This window comes from Sphingomonas sp. BE123 (assembly GCF_031456015.1).
GTDB lineage: Bacteria > Pseudomonadota > Alphaproteobacteria > Sphingomonadales > Sphingomonadaceae > Sphingomonas.
In genome coordinates this window covers 801,015-821,439 of record NZ_JAVDTW010000001.1, presented here as the reverse complement: position 1 = coordinate 821,439, position 20,425 = coordinate 801,015, and the positions used below count along the sequence as shown (strand labels likewise).

23 protein-coding genes are annotated in these 20,425 nt (G+C 68.0%); 16 read left to right on the top strand and 7 right to left on the bottom strand.

Features of this window, described 5'->3' with window-relative positions:
- The first annotated feature begins 19 nt into the window (after window positions 1-19).
- Genes J2Y54_RS04080 through J2Y54_RS04055 form a run of 6 tightly spaced genes read left to right on the top strand, consistent with a single transcriptional unit; the run spans window position 20 to window position 5,671 of the window.
- Window positions 20-385, top strand: coding sequence for a response regulator (locus J2Y54_RS04080; protein WP_310037141.1), 366 nt, complete (start codon window positions 20-22; stop codon window positions 383-385).
- Window positions 386-397: 12 nt separating this feature from the next.
- Window positions 398-1,456, top strand: coding sequence for a chemotaxis protein CheB (locus J2Y54_RS04075; RefSeq protein WP_310037139.1), 1,059 nt, complete (start codon window positions 398-400; stop codon window positions 1,454-1,456).
- A 35-nt stretch (window positions 1,457-1,491) separates the two neighbouring features.
- Window positions 1,492-2,316, top strand: coding sequence for a protein-glutamate O-methyltransferase CheR (locus tag J2Y54_RS04070; protein ID WP_310037138.1), 825 nt, complete (start codon window positions 1,492-1,494; stop codon window positions 2,314-2,316).
- A 54-nt stretch (window positions 2,317-2,370) separates the two neighbouring features.
- Window positions 2,371-3,078: an N-acetylmuramoyl-L-alanine amidase gene (locus tag J2Y54_RS04065; RefSeq protein WP_405052872.1), complete on the top strand. Its 708-nt coding sequence runs from the start codon at window positions 2,371-2,373 to the stop codon at window positions 3,076-3,078.
- Window positions 3,078-4,478, top strand: coding sequence for an NAD(P)H-hydrate dehydratase (locus J2Y54_RS04060; protein WP_310037137.1), 1,401 nt, complete (start codon window positions 3,078-3,080; stop codon window positions 4,476-4,478). Before J2Y54_RS04065 ends, J2Y54_RS04060 begins: the two co-directional genes overlap by 1 nt.
- Window positions 4,475-5,671 carry a class I SAM-dependent RNA methyltransferase gene (locus J2Y54_RS04055; RefSeq protein ID WP_310037136.1) on the top strand — a complete coding sequence of 399 codons (1,197 nt, stop codon included), beginning with the start codon at window positions 4,475-4,477 and terminating at the stop codon, window positions 5,669-5,671. Before J2Y54_RS04060 ends, J2Y54_RS04055 begins: the two co-directional genes overlap by 4 nt.
- Here J2Y54_RS04055 and truA read toward each other — a convergent pair.
- Together truA and fmt are read right to left on the bottom strand one after the other, a co-directional pair.
- Window positions 5,668-6,408 carry a tRNA pseudouridine(38-40) synthase TruA gene (gene truA, locus J2Y54_RS04050; protein ID WP_310037135.1) on the bottom strand — a complete coding sequence of 247 codons (741 nt, stop codon included), beginning with the start codon at window positions 6,406-6,408 and terminating at the stop codon, window positions 5,668-5,670. The genes J2Y54_RS04055 and truA overlap by 4 nt on opposite strands.
- Window positions 6,405-7,367 carry a methionyl-tRNA formyltransferase gene (gene fmt, locus J2Y54_RS04045; protein ID WP_310037134.1) on the bottom strand — a complete coding sequence of 321 codons (963 nt, stop codon included), beginning with the start codon at window positions 7,365-7,367 and terminating at the stop codon, window positions 6,405-6,407. Before fmt ends, truA begins: the two co-directional genes overlap by 4 nt.
- A gap of 46 nt (window positions 7,368-7,413) precedes the next feature.
- On the opposite strand from fmt, the gene recR reads away from it, so the two are divergent.
- Together recR and def are read left to right on the top strand one after the other, a co-directional pair.
- The gene (gene recR, locus J2Y54_RS04040) at window positions 7,414-8,010 is read left to right on the top strand and encodes a recombination mediator RecR (RefSeq protein ID WP_310037132.1); all 597 of its coding nucleotides are present in this window, start codon (window positions 7,414-7,416) and stop codon (window positions 8,008-8,010) included.
- A 69-nt stretch (window positions 8,011-8,079) separates the two neighbouring features.
- Window positions 8,080-8,607, top strand: a complete 528-nt coding sequence (gene def / locus J2Y54_RS04035) for a peptide deformylase (protein WP_310037130.1) — start codon at window positions 8,080-8,082, stop codon at window positions 8,605-8,607.
- A gap of 123 nt (window positions 8,608-8,730) precedes the next feature.
- On the opposite strand, the gene J2Y54_RS04030 is transcribed toward def, so the two are convergent.
- Window positions 8,731-9,714 (bottom strand): nitronate monooxygenase family protein, encoded by a 984-nt coding sequence (locus J2Y54_RS04030; RefSeq protein ID WP_310037128.1) that lies wholly within the window; start codon window positions 9,712-9,714, stop codon window positions 8,731-8,733.
- Window positions 9,715-9,982: 268 nt separating this feature from the next.
- Complete coding sequence (locus J2Y54_RS04025; protein ID WP_310037124.1) at window positions 9,983-10,507, bottom strand: gamma carbonic anhydrase family protein; 525 nt, start codon at window positions 10,505-10,507, stop codon at window positions 9,983-9,985.
- A 108-nt stretch (window positions 10,508-10,615) separates the two neighbouring features.
- Here J2Y54_RS04025 and J2Y54_RS04020 point away from each other — a divergent pair, with 108 nt between their 5' ends.
- Entirely contained in the window at window positions 10,616-10,888 is a 273-nt protein-coding gene (locus tag J2Y54_RS04020) for a GlsB/YeaQ/YmgE family stress response membrane protein (RefSeq protein ID WP_405052871.1), read from the top strand.
- Window positions 10,889-10,957: 69 nt separating this feature from the next.
- Here the strand turns inward: J2Y54_RS04020 and J2Y54_RS04015 are convergent, their stop codons facing one another.
- Both J2Y54_RS04015 and J2Y54_RS04010 read right to left on the bottom strand, forming a co-directional pair.
- Window positions 10,958-11,185, bottom strand: coding sequence for a hypothetical protein (locus tag J2Y54_RS04015; protein ID WP_310037122.1), 228 nt, complete (start codon window positions 11,183-11,185; stop codon window positions 10,958-10,960).
- 175 nt (window positions 11,186-11,360) lie between these two features.
- A complete protein-coding gene (locus tag J2Y54_RS04010) occupies window positions 11,361-11,945 on the bottom strand; it encodes a porin family protein (protein ID WP_310037121.1) in 585 nt (194 codons plus the stop codon).
- Between the two features lie 236 nt (window positions 11,946-12,181).
- Here J2Y54_RS04010 and J2Y54_RS04005 point away from each other — a divergent pair, with 236 nt between their 5' ends.
- The 3 genes from J2Y54_RS04005 to J2Y54_RS03995 are packed head-to-tail and all read left to right on the top strand — an operon-like array spanning window position 12,182 to window position 14,520.
- Window positions 12,182-12,898, top strand: a complete 717-nt coding sequence (locus J2Y54_RS04005; RefSeq protein WP_310038451.1) for a CoA transferase subunit A — start codon at window positions 12,182-12,184, stop codon at window positions 12,896-12,898.
- Window positions 12,895-13,851, top strand: coding sequence for an HAD family acid phosphatase (locus J2Y54_RS04000; protein WP_310037119.1), 957 nt, complete (start codon window positions 12,895-12,897; stop codon window positions 13,849-13,851). Before J2Y54_RS04005 ends, J2Y54_RS04000 begins: the two co-directional genes overlap by 4 nt.
- A 3-nt stretch (window positions 13,852-13,854) precedes the next feature.
- On the top strand, window positions 13,855-14,520 hold the full coding sequence (locus tag J2Y54_RS03995; RefSeq protein ID WP_310037117.1) for a CoA transferase subunit B: 666 nt from the start codon (window positions 13,855-13,857) through the stop codon (window positions 14,518-14,520).
- A gap of 140 nt (window positions 14,521-14,660) precedes the next feature.
- Here J2Y54_RS03995 and J2Y54_RS03990 read toward each other — a convergent pair whose 3' ends face one another.
- Window positions 14,661-15,200: a hypothetical protein gene (locus tag J2Y54_RS03990; RefSeq protein WP_310037115.1), complete on the bottom strand. Its 540-nt coding sequence runs from the start codon at window positions 15,198-15,200 to the stop codon at window positions 14,661-14,663.
- A 90-nt stretch (window positions 15,201-15,290) separates the two neighbouring features.
- Between J2Y54_RS03990 and J2Y54_RS03985 the strand changes: the two genes are divergently transcribed.
- The 4 genes from J2Y54_RS03985 (at window position 15,291) to leuC (ending at window position 20,423) form a co-directional block, all read left to right on the top strand.
- Window positions 15,291-16,352, top strand: coding sequence for a transcriptional regulator (locus J2Y54_RS03985; protein ID WP_310037113.1), 1,062 nt, complete (start codon window positions 15,291-15,293; stop codon window positions 16,350-16,352).
- Window positions 16,352-17,317 carry an NAD(P)-dependent oxidoreductase gene (locus tag J2Y54_RS03980; protein WP_310037108.1) on the top strand — a complete coding sequence of 322 codons (966 nt, stop codon included), beginning with the start codon at window positions 16,352-16,354 and terminating at the stop codon, window positions 17,315-17,317. The genes J2Y54_RS03985 and J2Y54_RS03980 overlap by 1 nt, the downstream gene beginning before the upstream one ends.
- A 98-nt stretch (window positions 17,318-17,415) precedes the next feature.
- Window positions 17,416-18,903 carry a SulP family inorganic anion transporter gene (locus J2Y54_RS03975; RefSeq protein WP_310038448.1) on the top strand — a complete coding sequence of 496 codons (1,488 nt, stop codon included), beginning with the start codon at window positions 17,416-17,418 and terminating at the stop codon, window positions 18,901-18,903.
- A gap of 71 nt (window positions 18,904-18,974) precedes the next feature.
- Window positions 18,975-20,423, top strand: a complete 1,449-nt coding sequence (leuC, locus tag J2Y54_RS03970; protein WP_310037105.1) for a 3-isopropylmalate dehydratase large subunit — start codon at window positions 18,975-18,977, stop codon at window positions 20,421-20,423.
- Window positions 20,424-20,425: the final 2 nt, after the last annotated feature.

Below are 20,425 nucleotides of genomic sequence, written 5' to 3'. Positions count from 1 at the left end.
GAACCGGGAAGCGTCCAGTATGAAAACCTGCCTCGTCGTCGATGATTCCAAAGTGATCCGGAAGGTCGCGCGGCACATCCTTGAGACGCTGAACTTCGAGGTCCGCGAAGCCGGCGACGGGCGCGAAGCGCTCGACGCCTGTCTTGAAGCGTCGCCCGATGTCGTGCTGCTCGACTGGAACATGCCGGTGATGAGCGGGATGGATTTCCTGCGCGCGCTCAAGGACAGCGAAATCGTCCGCAAGCCCAAAGTGGTGTTCTGCACCACCGAAAACGGCATGGCCTATATCCGCGCCGCGATCGAGGCGGGCGCGGACGAATATGTGATGAAGCCGTTCGATCGCGAGACGCTGGAGAGCAAGCTTCAGATCGTCGGCGTCGCCTGAGGATCCCGATCCATGTCTGGCAGTTCCCCCGCGGCCGGCCTTTCGCCGGAACCGCGCGCCGATGGCGTGCGCATCCTGATCGTCGATGATTCGGCGGTGGCGCGGGCTGTGCTCGGCCGGATGATCGAGGGGATGCGCGGGTTTCAGGTCGTCGGTGCGGTCAGCACCGTTGCCGCGGCGCTGTCGTTTCTCGCCGCCAATCGCGCGGACGTCATCCTGCTCGACCTGGAAATGCCCGGGGTGCACGGCCTGACCGGACTGCCCGATCTGCTCGCCGCTGGACGCGGGGCGCGGGTGCTGGTCGTGTCTTCCTCGGCCGAGCGCGGCGCCGCCGCCGCCGTTCAGGCGCTTGCGCTGGGCGCGGCCGACACGCTCGAGAAACCCGGCGTCGGCAGCTTTTCCGGCAAGTTCGCGCAGGTGCTCGAAGAGCGGCTGACGCGGCTGACCGATCGCACGAGCGACCCGGTCGGCCCGGCGCTGGCCGCGCGCGCGGTGCCGCAGGAATTCGACATCGTCGCCGTCGGCGCGTCGACCGGGGGGATCCATGCACTCAGCCAGATGCTGCGCGCGATCCCGCCCAGCTTCGAAGTCCCGATCCTGGTCACGCAGCATCTTCCCGCATCGTTCATGAGCTATTTCGCCGCGCAGCTCGCGGTCCTGTCCGGCCGGCCGTGCGAGGTGGCCGAGGATGCGATGCGCGTGCGCCCCGGCCGCATGCTGGTGGCCCCGGGACACGCGCATATCCGCTGCGTACGCGGCTATGACGGCATTGCCATCCGCCTGACCGACGAACGCGCGGCAAGCGGGTGCATGCCCTCGGTCGATCCGATGCTGGAATCGATTGCCGATGTGTACGGCAAGCGCGGGCTGGGCGTCGTGCTGTCCGGGATGGGGCGCGACGGGGCGGCCGGTGCGCGCGCGCTGGTCGATGCCGGCGGCGCAATCCTGGCGCAGGATCGCGCGACGTCGGTGGTGTGGGGCATGCCCGGCGCCATCGCCGCCAGCGCCAGCGCGGTGCTGCCGCCCGACGAAATCGGACGTGTCGTCGCCAGCCAGCGCAGGCCGCGCTGATGCCGGGACTGCAACCCAGCGTCTCGGCCGGCGCCATGAACGTGATCGCCGCGCTGCTCGAGCAGCGGACCGGGCAGCAGATCGCGGCGAACCGTGCATGGCGGATCGAGACTGCACTCAAGACGGTGTTGCGCGCGCACGGCATGCAGAGCGCGGACCAGCTGGTCGCGCAGCTGACCGGCACGCGTTCGGGCGCGCTCGCCGACGCGGTGGTCGACGCGCTGCTCAACAACGAAACCTCGTTCTTCCGCGATGCGGGCGTGCTCGAACTGGTGGTCGAGGCCGTCGCTGCGCTGGTGGAGGAACAGCCCGGGCGGCGCGTGCGGATCTGGTCGGCCGGCTGCTCGACCGGACAGGAACCCTATTCGCTCGCGATGCTGTTCGAGGAAGCCTATGTCGCGCGCGGCCTGCCGTTTCCGGAGATCGTCGCGACCGATGTGTCGGCGGCAACGATCGAACGCGCGCGCAGCGGGCGCTATTCGCAGTTCGAGATTCAGCGCGGGCTGCCGATCCGGCGGATGATGACCTGGTTCGACCAGGACGGCACCGAATGGGTGGTGCGCCCCGAGCTCGCGCGGCGGATCCAGTTCCGGCGCCAGAATCTGGCACAGGACCCCGCACCGCCCGGCAAGTTCGACCTGATCCTGTGCCGCAACGTGCTGTTCTACTTCCCGCCGGCGTTGCGGACGCGCGCCTATGCGACGCTGCGGTCGGCCACCCGCGACGGGGGCGCGCTGCTGCTTGGCGCCGGTGAAACGGTGATCGGGCAGACCGACGCGTTCGTCCCGTGCAGCCGGTTCCGCGGCCTGTATCGCGCCGATCCGCCACCACCGGTCCCGCGCGCAGCCGGGTTGGGCTGACCCGGCGCGCAACCGGCTTGCCTTTCGGCGCGCGCCGCCGCATCCCTGCATCCCATGCAGGACCGGGCCGAGCTGAACATCATCGACGCGCCATCGCCCAATTTCGGCGAGCGGCTGCTACCCGTCAGCATGATCGTGCTGCACTATACCGGCATGCGCAGCGCCGAGGAGGCGATCGAGCGGTTGCGCGATCCCGAGTTCGGCGTCTCCAGCCATTATCTGGTGGCCGAGGACGGGCAGGTCGTGCGGATGGTCGATGAGGCCAAGCGCGCCTGGCACGCCGGCGGGTCGCACTGGCGCGGCGTCACCGACGTCAATTCGGCATCGGTCGGGATCGAGATCGTCAATCCCGGTCATGAATATGGCTATCGCCCGTTCCCCGACGAACAGATCGATGCGGTGATCCGCCTCGTCGCCGATATCAAGGACCGCTACGGCATCACGCGCGGCAATGTCGTCGGCCATTCGGACATCGCGCCCGCGCGCAAACAGGATCCGGGCGAGCTGTTTCCATGGGGCAAGCTCGCACGGCTGCGGCTGGCGCTGCCGCGTCCGACCAGGAATCTGATGGACCCGGGCTGGACCGACAGCGGCTTCCTGCTCGCGCTCGAACGCTTCGGCTATGACGTGCGCGATCCGCTGGCGGCGACGGTGGCGTTTCAGCGGCGCTTTCGCCCCGAACTGATCGACGGCACGATCGACGCCGAATGCCGCATGCTGCTGCTCGCGCTGCTGCTGCCCAAGCCACAGGGCGACGACTGATGTTTTCGGGCGTGCCCGAAGGGGCGCCGGTGCTGACTGCCGCAGCGATGCGCGCGGCGGAGGAACGCGCGATCGCTGCCGGGTCAACTGTCGCCGAATTGATGGAGCGCGCTGGCGCGGGTGTCGCCGAATGGGGCCATCGGCTGGCGGCGGGCAGCGACGTTCTGATCCTGTGCGGGCCGGGCAATAATGGCGGTGACGGCTATGTCGCGGCGCGGGTGTTGGCGCAGCGCGGGATGGCGGTGCGGGTGGCAGCGCTGGGGGAGCCGAAGACTGAAGCTGCTGCGGCGGCGCGGGCGGCGTGGGGCGGGGCGGTCGAGGCGCTGACTGACGCGACCGAGGCGGCACCGGTGCTGGTCGATGCGCTGTTCGGGACGGGGCTGACGCGCGCGCTGGATAGCGGGATTGCCGGGACGCTGGCCACCCTGGTTGGGCGCGCGCGTCTGTCGGTCGCAGTCGATCTGCCGAGCGGGGCGGAGACCGACGCTGGCGGCGATTTCGGCGCGGCGCTTCCGCATTTCGATGCGACGCTGGCGCTGGGTGCGCTCAAGCCAGCCCATGTGCTGCAGCCGGTTGCCGCGCGGTGCGGAACCGTGCGGCTGGTCGAGATCGGGCTTGGCGTGATCGATTCCGATATTCGCGCGCTGCGGCAGCCGTCGCTCGCGCGCCCGCGCGCCGATGCGCACAAATATTCGCGCGGCATGGTCGCGGTGGTTTCCGGCCCGATGCATGGCGCGTCGGAGCTTGCGGCGCGCGCGGCCTATCGCGCCGGGGCGGGCTATGTGCTGCTGCTGACCGGTGGGTTGCCGAGCCCGCCGCATGCGATCGTCCGCCAGCGCTGGAGTGCGGAGGCACTCGACGACACGCGGATCGGCGCGGCGGTGATCGGGCCGGGACTGGGCCGCGATGATCGCGCGCGCGAAAAGCTGGATGCGGCGCTGGCGAGCAAGCGGCCGCTGGTGATCGACGGCGATGCGCTCCACCTGCTCGATCTGAACACGCTCAAGACTCGCGTCGCGCCGACCGTGCTCACCCCGCATGCGGGCGAGTTCGATGCGCTGTTCGGCGCAGCGAGCGGCAGCAAGATCGAGCGGACGCAGGATGCTGCTGCACGCTCGGGCGCGGTGGTGGTGTTCAAGGGTGCGGACACGGTCATTGCCGCCCCCAATGGCTCGGCGAGCGTCGCAGCAATCGGCAGCCCGTGGCTCTCGGTTGCGGGAACCGGCGATGTGCTGGCGGGGGCAATCGCCGCGATGCTGGCCCAGCGAAGCCGGGACGTGCTCGGGGCGGTCGGTGCGGGAGTCTGGCTGCATGGCGAAGCTGCGCGCATCCTCGACCGCTGTTTCCTCGCCGACGAACTGGCGGATGCGCTCCCGCTTGCCTATGAGCGCGCACGATGAGTGATGACGAGATGATCGTGCGCGTTGCCGCGCGCGGGGATGGGGTGACGGCGGACGGGCGCCACGCCGCGCTGGCCGCGCCGGGGGACCGGCTGCGCGCCGATGGCAGCGTCGCGCATGGCCCGCGCCATGTCGCGCCGCCGTGCCGCCACTTTCCCGAATGCGGCGGGTGCCAGCTTCAGCATCTCGACGACGCGGCCTATGCCGAATTCCTGACGATGCGCATTTCGGGCGCGCTGGCGCAGCATGGCCTGACCGCCGACATCCGCGCGCCGTTGCTGTCGCCGCCGCGCACCCGCCGCCGCGCGACACTGCATGCCGAGCGGCGCGGGCGGCAGGTGCATCTGGGGTTTACCGAGCAGGCGAGCCACCGGCTGATCGATGTGCAGCAATGCGAAGTGCTCGACCCCTGGCTGTTCGCGCTGCTCCAGCCGCTGCGCGGACTGCTCGCGACGCATCTCCCGGCCAGCCGCCGGGTCAACGTCCATCTGGCGCTAACCGATCAGGGGCCGGACGTGCTGGTCGAGGGGCTGGTGACCGACAGCCTCAAGGCCGTGGAAGCGGTGACCGCGTTCGCGATGCGCCACGCGCTCGGGCGGCTCAGCGTCGATGACGGGATGGGTCCGGAAGCGCGGTGGGAGCCCGATCCGGTGACGGTCAGCTTCGGCGGCGTCGCTGTGCCGTTCCCGCCCGCCAGCTTCCTGCAGGCAACGCCCGAGGGCGAGGCGGCGCTGGTCGCCGCGGTGCGCGAAGCCGTGGGCGGTGCACGGGCGATTGCCGACCTGTTCGCCGGGCTTGGCACCTTCACCTTCGCGATGGATCCCGCGGCGAAAGTCTATGCCGGCGAAGGCGCGCGCGACGCGATCCTGTCGCTCAAGGCCGCCGCCGGGCGCGCGCAGCGGCAGGTGTTCGCCGAGCATCGCGACCTGTTCCGCCGCCCGCTGACCGCGAAGGAGCTGGACCTGTTCGACGCCGTGATCCTCGATCCGCCGCGCGCGGGGGCGAAGGAACAGGCGGTCGAACTGGCGGCGAGCAAGGCGCCGGTGATCGCCTATGTCTCGTGCAACCCCGCCACCTTCGCGCGCGATGCGGAGGCGCTGGTCAAGGGCGGGTACAAGCTCGACTGGGTTCAGCCGGTGGGCCAGTTCCGCTGGTCGACTCATGCCGAGCTGGCGGCGCGGTTCAGCCGCTAAGGGTAGTCCGCCTTCACGAAATACAGCCCGTCCGACGGCGCGTTGAGGCCGAGCCGGGCGCGGTCTTTGGCCTCGAGCGCGGCGCGCAAATCGTCGGCAGTCCATTGCCCGCGCCCGACCATCGACAGGCACCCGACCATCGACCGCACCTGATGATGCAGGAACGAGCGCGCCGAGGCGTGGATGGCGATCTCGTCGCCATCGCGCACCACATCCAGCCGGTCGAGCGACTTGAGCGGGCTCGCCGACTGGCAATGGACCGATCGGAAGGTGGTGAAATCGTGCGTACCGACCAGGATCTGCGCGGCATCGTGCATTGCGTCGGCGTCGAGCGGGTGGGGGACGCGCCATTTCAGCCCCTTGTCAAAGGTCAGCGGGGCGCGGCGGGTGACGATGCGATAGACATAATGGCGCGCGATGCAGGAAAAGCGCGCGTGCCAGTCGTCGGGCACAACCTCGCACGCCAGGATCGCGACCGGCACCTTGCGCAGATGCGCATTGAGCGCCTCCATCAGCCGGAACGGGGCGATGTCCTTCTCGATCTCGGTATGCGCGCGCATGCCCAGCGCATGGACCCCGGCATCGGTGCGCCCGGCGGCATGGACCAGCGCATCCTCGCCGGTAATGCCATGCAGCGCATCCTCGATCGCGCCCTGCACGCTGGGACCGTGATCCTGATATTGCCAGCCCATGAAGGGGCGGCCGTCATATTCGATCGTCAGCGCAAAGCGGGTCACAGCTGCGTTCCGGGGGGGATCGGGAAGCCGTTGAGCAATTCGCGGGTGGTGACGACGCCGCGCCCCGCGCGCTGGACCAGGGTGGGGCGGATGGCGCCGGTGGTGCAGGCGATCCAAAAGCCCTCTCCCCCCTGGGGAGAGGGTTGGGAGAGGGGCAGTGCTGCTGGGTCAAGGATCATGCCCCTCTCCCCAACCCTCTCCCCTGAGGGGAGAGGGAGTTTCTCGGCCGCCAGCACGCGAATCCGCTCGCCGTCATGCTCGAACCACGCACCGGGCGGGTTGAAGGCGCGGATCTGGCGTTCGACCGCCTCGGCGGGCTGGTCGAAGTTCAGGCGGGTCTCCGCCTTGTCGATCTTCGCCGCATAGGTCACGCCCTCCTCGGGCTGAGCCACTGCCGGATGCCCGTCGAAATCGCCCAGCACCTCCACCATCAGCCGCGCGCCCAGCTCGGCCAGCTCGGCGGTCAGTTCGCCCGCGGTCTTGCCGTCGATCGGGGTGCGCCCCTCCAGTCGCACCGGGCCGGTGTCGAGGCCCGCCTCCATCTGCATGATCCCGACCCCGGTCTCCGCATCGCCCGCCAGGATCGCGCGCTGCACCGGCGCCGCGCCGCGCCAGCGGGGGAGGAGCGAGCCATGGACGTTGAGGCAGCCGAGGCGCGGCGCTTCCAGCACGCTCACGGGGAGGATCAGGCCATAGGCCGCGACCACCGCGACATCGGCGTCGAGCGCGGCAAAGGCGGCAACCGCGTCGGGGTCCTTCCTGAACGACAGCGGCGTGCGGACTTCGATCCCCAGTTCCTCTGCGCGGGCATGGACGGGGGAGGGGGTCAGCGCCTTGCCACGCCGCCCGCCGGGGCGCGGCGGCTGGCTATACGCCGCGACGATCGTGTGGCCCGCTTCGACCAGCGCATTGAGGGTCGGCACCGCAAACTCGGGGGTGCCCATGAAGATGATCCGCATGGGGTGGCCTCTAGCCCCGGGATGACGGATTGCCTACACCGCATCCATGGCATCGCCCGAGATCGAAACCCTGACCCAAGCCCTGTCGCGCCTCCCCGGCCTTGGCCCGCGCTCGGCGCGGCGGGCGGTGCTGCATCTGCTCAAGAAGCGCGAGACGGCGCTCGACCCGTTGCTGCGCGCATTGGAGGCGGTGAGCGCGCGGCTCGCCACCTGCTCCACCTGCGGCAATGTCGATACGTCCGATCCGTGCGCGGTGTGCGCCGACCCGCGCCGCGACACGCGTCAATTATGCGTGGTCGAGGAAGTGGCCGACCTGTGGGCGCTGGAACGCTCGCGGCTGTTCCCCGGCAAATTCCATGTACTCGGCGGCAAGCTCTCCGCGCTCGACGGGGTGCGGCCGGAGGATCTGGCGATCGACAGCCTCGTCACCCGCATCGCCGCGGGCGGGGTGGATGAAGTGGTGCTGGCAATGAACGCGACGCTGGAGGGCCAGACCACCGCGCATTACATCGCCGAGCGGCTGGAGGGCTATCCGGTCCGGCTGACTCAACTCGCGCACGGCCTGCCCGTGGGCGGCGAGCTCGACTATCTCGATGAAGGCACGTTGGCGCAGGCGCTGCGCGCGCGGCGCCCGGTTGCCTGATCACACTGATCGGAAATCTGCGGTCTGCGCGTAATTGACCCCGCACCGGCCAACACCTAAATTGGCGCGATGGCTATTCTCCCGATTGTCGAAGTACCCGATCCGCGTCTCAAGACCGTCTCCACCCCCGTCGAGAGGGTCGACGACGAACTGCGCGCGCTGATCGCCGACATGTTCGACACGATGTACGATGCGCCCGGCATCGGCCTCGCCGCGATCCAGGTCGGCGTGCCCAAGCGCGTGATCGTGATGGACTTGCAGGAGGAGGAAGACGAGGAGGGCAAGCCGATCAAGGCGCCGCGCGTCTTCATCAACCCCGAAATCCTCGACCCCGCTGCGGAGATGAGCACCTATACCGAGGGCTGCCTGTCGGTCCCCGACCAGTTCGCCGATGTCGATCGCCCCGCCACCTGCCGCGTCAAGTGGCTGGACGAGCAGGGCGAGCCGCATGACGAGGTGTTCACCGGCCTGCTCGCGACCTGCATCCAGCACGAGATGGATCATCTTGAGGGGATCGTGTTCCTCGACCACCTCTCGCGCCTCAAGCGCCAGATGCTGATGAAGAAGTTGGAAAAGGCGCGCCGTCTGGCGGCTTGAGCGTTACCCGCTAACCTCATTTTCGTCGTCCCGGGCTTGACCCGGGACAGGGCTTCTTCTTCCTAATTCGCCGAAACAAGGCAGCCCCGCCCTGGGTCAAGCCCGGGGCGACGATGGGTCAGGTCAGGCTGTCCAACCGCCGTTCGACAGCGCCGCAATCCGCGCCTTCGCCGCGCGATACTCGCTATCCAGCCGGTCGACGAACGCCGCCACCGGCTGAACCTCGCGCACCGCGCCGATGCCTTGGCCCGACCCCCAGATGTCGCGCCACGCCTTTGCCTTGGAATTCCCGCCCGAACCGAAATTCATCTTGCTCGGATCGCTCTCGGGCAGATTGTCGGGGTCCAGCCCCGCCGCCTCGATCGACTGGCGCAGGTAGTTGCCGTGCACGCCGGTGAACAGATTTGTATAGACAATATCGGACGCGCCACCGGCAACGATGCCAGCCTTGTAATCCGCCTCGGCATTCGCCTCCGCCGTCGCGATGAAGGGCGATCCGATATAGGCGAGGTCCGCGCCCATCGCCTGCGCCGCGAGGATCGCGCCACCATTGGCGATCGATCCCGACAGCGCGATCGGGCCGTCGAACCAGGCGCGGGTTTCCTGCACGAACGCGAACGGGCTGAGCTGTCCGGCATGGCCGCCCGCGCCGGTGCAGACGAGGATCAGGCCGTCCGCGCCCTTCTCGATCGCCTTGTGCGCGAAGCGGTCGTTGATCACGTCGTGCAGCGCGATGCCGCCCCAGCTGTGCACTGCCTGATTGAGCTGCTCCTGCGCACCGAGCGAGGTGATGACGATCGGCACCTGCCACTTGGCGCAGGTGGCAAGGTCGGCCTCAAGCCGGTCGTTCGAGCGGTGGACGATCTGATTGACCGCATAGGGCGCCGCTGGGCGATCCGGGTTGTCGCGGTTCCACGCGGCCAGTTCCTCGGTAATCTGGTGCAGCCATTCGTCGAGCTGGCTCTGCGGCCGCGCGTTGAGCGCGGGGAACGAGCCGACGATACCCGCCTTGCACTGGGCAATGACCAGTTCGGGACCGGAGACGATGAAGAGCGGCGACCCGATGACGGGCAGGCGCAGGCGATCGAAGAGAGCGGGCAGGGCCATACCCGTTTCATAGACGAACTGACCTGCCTGTCCAGATGCTTTACGTAAACGGCAAGGCTGGCCGTACCGGTGGTTCGAACGCCGCCAGGATCTTCAAACGGAGGTGCTGGAGTCGGCCTTGGCACTAGCTACACCGTCACCCCCGCGAAGGCGGGGGCCCATCTCCCGGACGGCCCGCGCGCTGCGCCGGTGAAATATGCCAATCACGCAGGAGATGGGCCCCCGCTTTCGCGGGGGTGACGGCATGTTTGGAAAGCGTGGACGAGCGTTAGTCCACCCGCCGCAGCCCGGCACGAAACCGCCGCTGGCGCTCGGCATAATTCTGCGCCGAATAGAGCAGGCCGGCGCGGGTCGTTGCGTCGACCTCGCGGATCGCGCGGGCGGGGCTGCCGACGATCAGGCTGCCCGGGGGGAATTCCTTGCCCTCGGTCACCAGCGCGCCGGCACCGATCAGGCAATCGTCGCCGATCACCGCCCGGTTGAGGATGATCGCGCCCATGCCGACCAGCACGCGATTGCCCAGCGTGCAGCCGTGCAGGATCGCATGATGGCCGATCGTGCAATCCTCCCCGATGGTCAGCGGCGCGCCGGGGTCGGAATGGAGCATCGCGCCCTCCTGCACATTGCTGCGCGCGCCCACGATGATCGGCGTATTGTCCGCCCGGATGACCGCGCCGAACCACAGGCTGGCGCCCGCCGCGAGCTGCGCATCGCCGATCACGTCCGCGCTGGGCGCGACCCACGCGTCGGGATCGATCCGGGGTGTCAGCCCGTCAACGGCATAGATCGGCATGCGGCGCTCCTGGCACGAATCAAATTCTGTCGGACGCGGAACGTCCGGCGGTTTCAGCCGTATATCCCTCAACTCGGCCACGCCGAGAAGGATTAAGGGAGACCTCGGATGATCAATCTCATTGTACTGCTGGTTGTTGGTGGCGTGCTCGGCTGGCTGGCAAGCATCGTGATGCGTACGGATGCCCAGCAGGGCATTTTCCTCAACATCGTCGTCGGCATCGTGGGCGCGCTGCTCGCCGGTCTGATCATCACCCCGCTGATCGGCGGCGCGTCGATCACCGACGGTTCGTTCAGCGTAACGTCGCTGCTGATCTCGTTCCTGGGCGCGGTGGTGCTGCTCGGGATCGTCAACCTGGTGCGTCGCGGTTCGGTGCGCTGAGCGCTGACCTGACCTGACTATCTTTCCCAAGCCCTTGCGGGGCGGCCATCCGGTCGCCCCGTTTTTTTGTCAGCCAGCGGCGAGCGCGCTCAGCTGCGCGGGCAGCGGGGCGCCCAGTGCGGCGGCAAGCGCAACCGCGAGGCACAGAACGGCAAGGGTCGCCGACATCGCGAACAGGCCCCAGCCGACTGCACTGACCATCGCCGGATTCGGACGGTCGAGGCGCCGGTTCTGCTCCGCCGAAATGAGGACGAAGCCGGACAAAAGGCCGTAGAGGAAAACCGAAAATTCAAGCATCGCGTCGTGATCCCGCCCCCGGAACGCGACCGACCATAAGCAGGAGTGGTTAACGCTTCAACGCGGGCGACCTTGTATTTGCCGCAGTGCGGCGCGCATTTGCCGCAAAGCAAAGGGGCCGCGCGACCCGGGTCGCGCGGCCCCTTCCTGATCCGGCCGGTCGGGCCGGATTCGATCAGAAGCGGAAACCGACGCCGATCAGGCCCTGATGGCGGCTGACTTCCTGCTCATATTCCGAGTAGCGATACTCGACCTTCACGAGCACGCCCGATGCGAGCTTGTGCTCGGCGCCCGCGCCGATGCGGAAGCCGTCAAGGTCGACATTGTCGGAATAGTCGGCGCCGGCCGGAGCTGCTGCGCCACCGGTATAGTCGACGTTGAGGCGGCCATTGGCATAGCCACCCTTGATATAGGCGAGCGAGCTGTCGCCGATCTTCACGCCGGCGCGGGCGCCGACATACAGGTCACGGCCAGCCGAGGTGCAGAGCGAGTCGGACGAGACCAGAACGGCGGTCTCGCAATAATCGGTGTTGCTTTCGGCGGCTTCGACCTCGACGCCGACCACGGCCTTGCCAAGGTCATAGTCATAGCCGGCAGCGATGCCGTAGATCACGCCGGTCTCGTCCGGACCGTCGGTGTTGACCTGTTCCATGCCGGCAAAGACCGACGCGTGCGGACCGGTGAAGCTGGTGCTGTCCTGGGCGAATGCGGGGGTCGCACAGGTGGCTGCGGCGAGAAGCGCCACGGAAAGAATACGCATGTTACATCCCTCTTATCATTATTGCGCCTGCGAACGGCAGACGGGTGGCGATGTAGCGGTGGCAAGCTGAACATCAACCAACGCGCGCCGCAATTTGCGCAGATTGGGTTGAAACTGTTGCATTGAGGTAACACACTGCACGTTGCCAAAGTTGAAAGTTGGTTCAGGTTTGCTTGACCGCGATCCGCCCGCGCGACTATCGCCCGCATCACATGGCAATGGAGAGAATCGCGGCGATGAAGAAGCTCTATCCGAACGCCGAGGCTGCACTGGACGGACTGTTGCAGGACGGCATGACGATCTGCGCGGGCGGCTTTGGCCTGTGCGGCATTCCCGAGCGGCTGATCGACGCGATCCAGGCATCGGGGGTCAAGGACCTGACCATCGCCAGCAACAATGCCGGCATCGACGGCGAGGGGCTGGGCAAGCTGCTGCGCAGCCGCCAGGTGCGCAAGATGATCTCGTCCTATGTCGGCGAGAACAAGGAGTTCGAGCGGCAGTATCTGGCGGGCGAACTGGAAGTGGAATTCTGCCCGCAGGGCACGCTGGCCGAGCGGTGTCGCGCCGGCGGCGCGGGCATCCCGGGCTTTTACACCAAGACCGGCGTCGGCACCAAGGTGGCCGAGGGCAAGGAGGTCAAGGTGTTCGACGGGCAGGAATATATCCTGGAGCGCGGCATTCGCGCCGACCTGTCGATCATCAAGGGGTGGAAAGCGGACGAGGCCGGGAACCTGATCTTCCGCAAGACCGCGCGCAACTTCAACCAGCCGATGGCCACCGCCGCCAATATCTGCGTGGCCGAGGTCGAGGAAATCGTTCCGGTCGGGGCGCTGGATCCCGACCAGATCCACCTGCCGGGCATCTATGTGAAGCGCATGATCGTCGGCGCGCCCTATGACAAGAAGATCGAGTTCCGCACCGTCCGCCAGCGCGCGGACAGCGACGCGGCGTGATCCGGCTGCGCGCCCTGCTGACGCTTGGCGCGGCGGGGCTGCTGTGCGGCGGATGCGTCGCGGCGGCGATCCCGATCGTCGCGGGCGGATCGATTGCAGGGCGGCAGCTGCTGGGCGGCGGCGCGGCGGAACCCGCGCCTGCACAAGTCCCGGCTGCTGCGCCGACGCCCGCAGCCGCACCGGCGAGCGAGGCGGCGGCGGCAGACACGCTCGCCACACCCGAAGCACGCGCGCTGGCGCAGCGCTTGTCGGCTTCGGTCGCGGCCGCGCGTGACCTGAGCGGATCGGCCGAATCGGCTGCGCGCTCGCTCCAGGCCTATCAATCGCTCTGGGCCTATGTCGAACGACAGGTCGCCGCGCGCGCGGCTGGCGAGGGCGCGCGCTCGGTCGTGCTGGCCGCCGGCGCGAGCCTTGAGGCGCCGCGCTATGTGCCGTGCGAAGCCAAGCCGCTGGCGATCCTGTTCGACCTGGATGAACAGGCGGAGGGGGGCGACCCCGATGCACGCTGGCGCCGCTGGATCGGCGATGGCAGCGACGCGCTCGTCGCCGTCCCCGGGGCCGTCGAAGGGGTCGATGCACTGCGGCGCGAGGGCGTCCAGGCGCTGTTCGTCAGCGGGCGCTGGCCGCGCGATGCCGCCGGCGTTGTCGCCGTGCTCGACCGGCTCGGCTTTGGGCGGATGGAGCCGGGCAAGACCTTGCTGCTGCGCGGCGGCAACCCGCCCGTATCGGCCGATCAGGTACGCCAGACGCTGGCGTCGAGCTATTGTGTCGTGGCGATCGTCGGCGACGCGCTCGGCGATTTCAGCGACGCGCTCGACCAGGGCGACGGCACGCGCCGTGCCGCCGCCGCCACCGAAACGATGGTCGCTCCGCTCTGGGGCGCAGGCTGGTTCCTGCTGCCCAACCCGGTGCGCAGCACCGCCGCCCCGACAACCGAATCGCCCAAGGAGTAAGATATGCCCCAAGAGAGCAAGGGCTGGACCCGCGACGAAATGGCCGCGCGCGCCGCAAAGGAACTGCAGGACGGGTTCTACGTGAATCTCGGCATCGGTATTCCGACGCTGGTCGCCAACCATATCCCCGAGGGGGTCGAGGTCACGCTGCAGTCGGAAAACGGCATGCTCGGCATCGGCCCGTTCCCGTTCGAGGGTGAGGAGGACCCCGACCTGATCAACGCCGGCAAGCAGACGATCAGCGAACTGCCGCAATCGGTCTATTTCAGCAGCGCCGACAGCTTCGCGATGATCCGCGGCGGGCATATCGACCTCACCGTGCTCGGCGCGATGGAGATCAGCCAGACCGGCGACATCGCCAACTGGATGATCCCGGGCAAGATGATCAAGGGCATGGGCGGCGCGATGGACCTGGTCGCCGGGGTCAAGAAGATCATCGTGGTGATGGAGCATAATGCCAAGGACGGCAGCCCCAAGTTCATCCCCGAATGCACGCTGCCGCTGACCGGCAAGAATGTCGTCGACATGATCATCACCGACCTGGCGGTGTTCCAGCGCGTCGATCATGACTCGCCCTTCCGCCTGATCGAACTGGCGCCCGGCGTGACCGAGGAAGAGGTCGCGGCGAAGACGACGGCACAGTATGAGGTCGCGCTGGCGACGGTTTGATCCCTTAATCCTCCCCCGCCAGGGGGAGGTGGCGCCGAAGGCGACGGAGGGGGAGGACGGCTGTGCCCTATCGACCGTCGTGCTTCCTCCCCCTCCGTCAGCTGCGCTGACACCTCCCCCTGGCGGGGGAGGATTTCTTGTCATCGCCGCGCCGCCTGACGAAACAGGCCCGCCGCGACCAGCCACAGCGTGCTGAAGAACACCGTGACCCCGATCGGAAACCCCGCACCGGCCACCCAGATGTAGAGCATCACCGCGATCTGGACCATCGCGGCAAGGATCGTGGCGATGACCATGCCGCCAGCGCGGAACCCGCCCAGCACTGACCCCGCGACGGCGGCAAGGGGCGCAAGAAAGAACAGCGCGTTGACCGGATTGTCCTCGTTGCCGACGATCCCGACCGCCAGGTTGATCCACACGGTCAGGAAACTCACGGCGAGCATGATCCCCACCCCCGCGCGATACGACCAGGCCGGATTGGCGCGCACCGTCAGCTCGACCGCCAGCCCGACGCTGCCGAGCATCAGAAAGGCGAAGATGAAATCGCCGACCGTCCAGTTGACCTCATCGGTGAACTGCATCGCTACCGCCGGGGTCAGCATCAGCACGGCAATCCCGCCCCACCCGATCAACCGCCACGGATTGCGCCACACGCTGCCAGTCTTCGCTTGTTCAACCATTTGCTTGCCTCCATGAATGCTGCGCCCGATCCATGCCGCGCAGCGGGGGTGAGCGGCATGAGCAAGATCTGAGGCTTCGCTGAATTCGCCATGGACCCGATGATCTACCGCTTCGAAGACTTCGAGCTCGACACGGCCGAGCGCCAGCTGCGCCGCGACGGGACGGCGATCGCGCTCAACGCCCGCTATCTCGACGCGCTGATCCTGCTGGTGCACGCGCGCGGTCAGCTGGTGACCAAGGACCGGTTCATGGACGCGGTGTGGCGCGGCATTCCGGTGACCGACGAGGCGCTGACCCAGTGCATCCGCACGCTGCGCCGTACGTTGGGCGACGAAGCGGGCGACCCGCGCTTCATCGCGACCGTTCCCAAATTCGGATACCGGTTCGTCGGCGCGGTCGAGGGGGCAGGGGCTGCGATTGCCCCTGTCCCATCTTTGCCGCCGATCGCTCACATGCCGACGCCGTCGCCGCTGTGGCAGATGGGTGCCAGCGGAACGGCGGGGGCCGTTGCCGCGGGGGTCGTCGGCGGGCTGGCCTATGGCATGCTCGGCGCAACGCTGGCGGTGCCGGCACAGAGCGGCGCGCTGTCGTTCGTGCTGGTGCTGGCATGCATCACCATCGCTGTCGCGGCGATCGGCGGCGGAGCGGTCGCGTTCGGGGTCGCGGCAGCGGTGCAGCGCGGCGGCACCCGGTCGTCGCTGGCAATTCTCGGCGGCGCGCTCGCCGGGCTGATCGTGGGCGCGGTGGCCAAGCTGCTCGGCATCGACGCCTTCGCGCTGCTGCTCGGCCGCGCGCCCGACGGGATTACCGGCGCGCCCGAGGGACTGGCGCTGGGCGGCGCGGTGGGGCTCGCCTATTGGATCGCGGCCCGACGCGCGGGCAGCACCAAACGTCACGCGGGATTGGCCGGAATGATCCTCGGTGGGGCAGCCGGCCTGATCATCGCGTTGCTCGGCGGGCGCCTGCTTGCCGGGAGCATCGACGTGCTGACCCAGACCATGGACGGCGCACGGCTGGACCTCGGCCGGATCGGCGTGCTGCTCGACGAAACCGGCTTCGGCCTGCGCAGCCGGATGGTCACGAGCGCGGCGGAGGGGGCGTTGTTCGGCGGCTTCACGGCGGCGGGATTATGGCGTGGGAGCGCACGCTGATGCGCGTCCTGCTCACCGGGTCGTCCGGCTGGCTGGGCCGATTCCTCGCGCCAATGTTGCGCGCCCAAGGGCATAGGGTCACCGGCTTCGACGTCGCGCCGGGCGCCGATACCGATGTGATCGCCAGCGTCGCCGATCGCGCGGCAATCGACCGCGTCTTTACCGAGCGCGGGATCGAGGCGGTGATCCATGGCAGCGCACTGCACAAGCCCGACATTGCGCGCTATCCCAAACAGGCATTCGTTGACGTCAACGTCACCGGCACGCTGAACCTGCTGGAAGCGGCGGTCGCCGCTGGGCATGATCGGTTCGTCTTCACTTCCACCACCTCGCTGATGATCAGCCAGGCGATCCGCGACGAGGCGGGGGATTCGGCGGTGTGGCTCGACGAGGACAGCGGCCCGATCGAACCGCGCAACATCTACGGCGTCACCAAATATGCGGCGGAGCAGCTGTGCCGCCTGTTTCATGCCGAACATAGACTGAACTGCATCATCCTGCGCACCGGGCGCTTCTTTCCCGAGGACGACGACACGCTCAGCCATCCGCCGGGCGCGAATCTGAAGGCGAACGAGCTGCTCCACCGCCGCCTGACCGTGGAGGACGCCGCGCGGGCGCATGTCGCGGCGCTCGCCAGGGCACCGGAAATCGGGTTCGGCACCTATATCGTGTCCGCGCCGACGCCCTTCGCACGCGAAGAGGCAGCGGAGCTGAAGCGAGACGCAGCCGCCGTGATCGCGCGGCATTTCCCCGATGCCCCCGCGCTCTATGCCGCGCGCGGCTGGGAGCTGCCAACGCGGATCGGGCGGGTCTATGACAGCGGGCGGATCCAGCGCGAGTTGGGCTTCGCTTTCGACACTGACTTCGCGCAGGTGCTGGATGCGTTGCGCACCGGCGACGCGCTCCCGTTCGTCCATGACGCAAGCTACACATCTCCGCAGTTGCAAGTACCCGGTCTGGGTTGAGCCACGCGTCAGCGTCCGCTAAGCGGCGGCCTCACGCTGCATCGCAGCACATTCCGACCCTGCTGAACCGAGGAGGCCGCGCGATGGCCGATGTCCACATGTCCTTTGCCTCCAATGTCCGCCGCGACTGGCTGACCAATCCGGGGCGGGAGATCGTGTCGGGCCTCGTCGTCGCGCTGGCACTGATCCCGGAGGCGATCGGCTTCGCGTTGATCGCCGGTGTGGACCCCAGCGTCGGCCTTTATGCGAGCTTCTCGATCGCGGTGATCATCGCAATCTCCGGCGGGCGGCCGGGGATGATCTCGGCGGCGACGGCGGCGGTGGCGGTGCTGGTCGGGCCGCTGGTGCGCGACCATGGCGTCGAATATCTCTTCGCCGCGACGATCCTGATGGGCGTGTTCCAGGGCATTGCCGCGCTGCTGCGGCTCGACCTGCTGATGCGCTTCGTGTCCCGCTCGGTCATCACCGGCTTCGTCAACGCGCTCGCGATCCTGATCTTCATGGCACAGCTGCCGCAGCTGACCGGCGTGGGCTGGGAGACTTATGCGATGGTCGCGGCGGGCCTCGCGATCATTTACCTGCTCCCGCGCATCACCCGCGCAGTGCCGTCGCCGCTGGTGGCGATCGTGCTGCTCGCCGCAGTGACGATCGGCATGGGCATCGACGTCAACACGGTGGGCGAGATGGGCAAGCTGCCCGACGCGCTGCCGATGTTCCACTGGCCGCAGGTGCCGCTGACCTGGGAAACCTTGCGCATCATCGCCCCCTTCTCGCTGGCAATGGCGGCGGTCGGCCTGCTCGAATCGTTGCTGACCGCGCAGATCGTCGACGACATGACCGAAACCCGCTCGGACAAGCGTCGCGAGACGCTGGGGCAGGGCATCGCCAACTTTTTCACCGGCATGATCGGCGGCATGGGCGGCTGTGCGATGATCGGCCAGTCGGTGATCAACGTGAAGTCGGGCGGGCGGCGTCGCCTGTCGACCTTTGCCGCGGGCATCCTGCTGCTGATCCTGATCGTCGTGCTGGGGCCGTGGGTGGCACAGATCCCGATGCCGGCGCTGGTCGCGGTGATGGTGTTCGTGTCGGTCAGCACCTTCCGCTGGCAGTCCTTCGCCGATCTGCGCGTCCATCCGTGGCAGTCGAGCGTGGTGATGCTGGCCACCGTCATCATCGTCGTGTGGACGCATGATCTGTCGATGGGCGTGCTCGCGGGCGTGCTGCTGTCGGGCATCTTCTTCGCGGGCAAGGTGCGTCAGCTGGTCACGATCGAGACCGCGCTCAGCGCCGACGGGACGACGCGCAGCTACGCCATCGGCGGCCAGATCTTCTTCGCCTCGACCGACCGGATCATGGAGTCGATCATGTTCCGCGAAGACGGTGTGACGGCGGTGACGATCGACCTGACCCAGGCACATTTCTGGGACATTTCGGCGACCGGGGTGCTCGACAAGATCGTCCTGCGGCTGCGCGGTGAGGGCAAGGCGGTCGACGTGATCGGCCTCAACGAAGCCAGCGCGAGCTTGGTCGAGAAATATGGCGAACATGACAAGCCATTCGCGTCGCTCGGCGTGGTGGGGCATTGAAGCGCCACTTTGCCTCACAAAATGTCGCAAAGCCTTGCTCCCGCGCAACAAAGGCGTAAGGGGGCGGCATTATGGCCAGCAAACCGCTCACGCTTTACGAGAAGATCTGGGCCGCGCACGTCGTCGAACGGCGCGACGACGGCACCTGTCTCATCTATATCGACCGCCACCTCGTTCATGAGGTGACCAGCCCGCAGGCGTTCGAGGGGCTGCGCGCCGCCGGTCGCCGCGTGCGCCGCCCGGACCTGACGCTCGCCGTGCCCGACCACAATCTGCCGACCACCGCGCGGGTCGATGCGGCGGGCAACCGGCTGCCGATCGCCGATCCCGAAAGCGCGCAGCAGCTTGCCGCACTCGAACGCAATGTCGCCGAATTCGGCATCGACTATTTCGGTGCGACCGCGCCTGAACAGGGCATCGTCCATGTCGTCGGGCCGGAACAGGGCTTTACCCTGCCGGGCACGACGTTGGTTTGCGGCGACAGCCATACGTCGGCGCACGGTGCGCTCGGCGCGCTCGCCTTCGGCATCGGGACGAGCGAGGTCGAGCATGTGCTGGCGACGCAGACGCTGCTGCTCAGCCAGTCGAAGACGATGGAAATCCGCGTCGACGGCACGCTCGGCTATGGCGTCAGCGCCAAGGACGTAATCCTCGCGATCATCGGCAAGACCGGGGCGGCGGGCGGCACCGGCTATGTCGTCGAATATACCGGCGATGTGATCCGCGGCCTGTCGGTCGAGGGGCGGCTGACGATCAGCAACATGTCGATCGAGGGCGGCGCGCGCTCCGGCCTGATCGCGCCGGACGAAACGACCTTCGCCTACCTCAAGGGTCGGCCGATGGCGCCCACGGGCGCACAATGGGAGCAGGCGCTGGCCTGGTGGCGCAGCCTGCCGAGCGATCCGGGCGCCGTGTACGACCGCGTGGTGACGCTGCAGGGCAGCGACATCGCCCCCTCGCTCACCTGGGGCACCAGCCCCGAGGATGTCGTGCCGATCACCGGCGTGGTGCCCGATCCCGACAGCTTTGCCGATCCGTCGAAGCGCGTCGCCGCGCAGAAATCGCTCGACTATATGGGCCTGACGCCGGGCACGCGGATGCAGGACATTGCGGTCGAGCATATCTTCATCGGCAGCTGCACCAACAGCCGGATCGAGGATCTGCGCGCCGCCGCCGCGGTCGTGAACGGGCGCAAGGTCGCCGACAGCGTGCGGCAGGCGCTGATCGTCCCCGGTTCGGGGCTGGTCAAACGCCAGGCCGAGGCCGAGGGACTGGACCGCATCTTCACCAGCGCCGGGTTCGAATGGCGCGAACCGGGCTGTTCGATGTGTCTCGCAATGAACCCCGACAAGGTGCCGTCGGGGGAACGATGTGCTTCCACTTCCAACAGAAATTTCGTAGGACGCCAGGGTCCGGGCGCCCGGACGCACCTTGTTTCACCCGCAATGGCGGCGGCAGCGGCGGTAACCGGGCGACTGACGGACGTACGGGACCTGATGGGGGCCCAGGCGGGGGAATGACC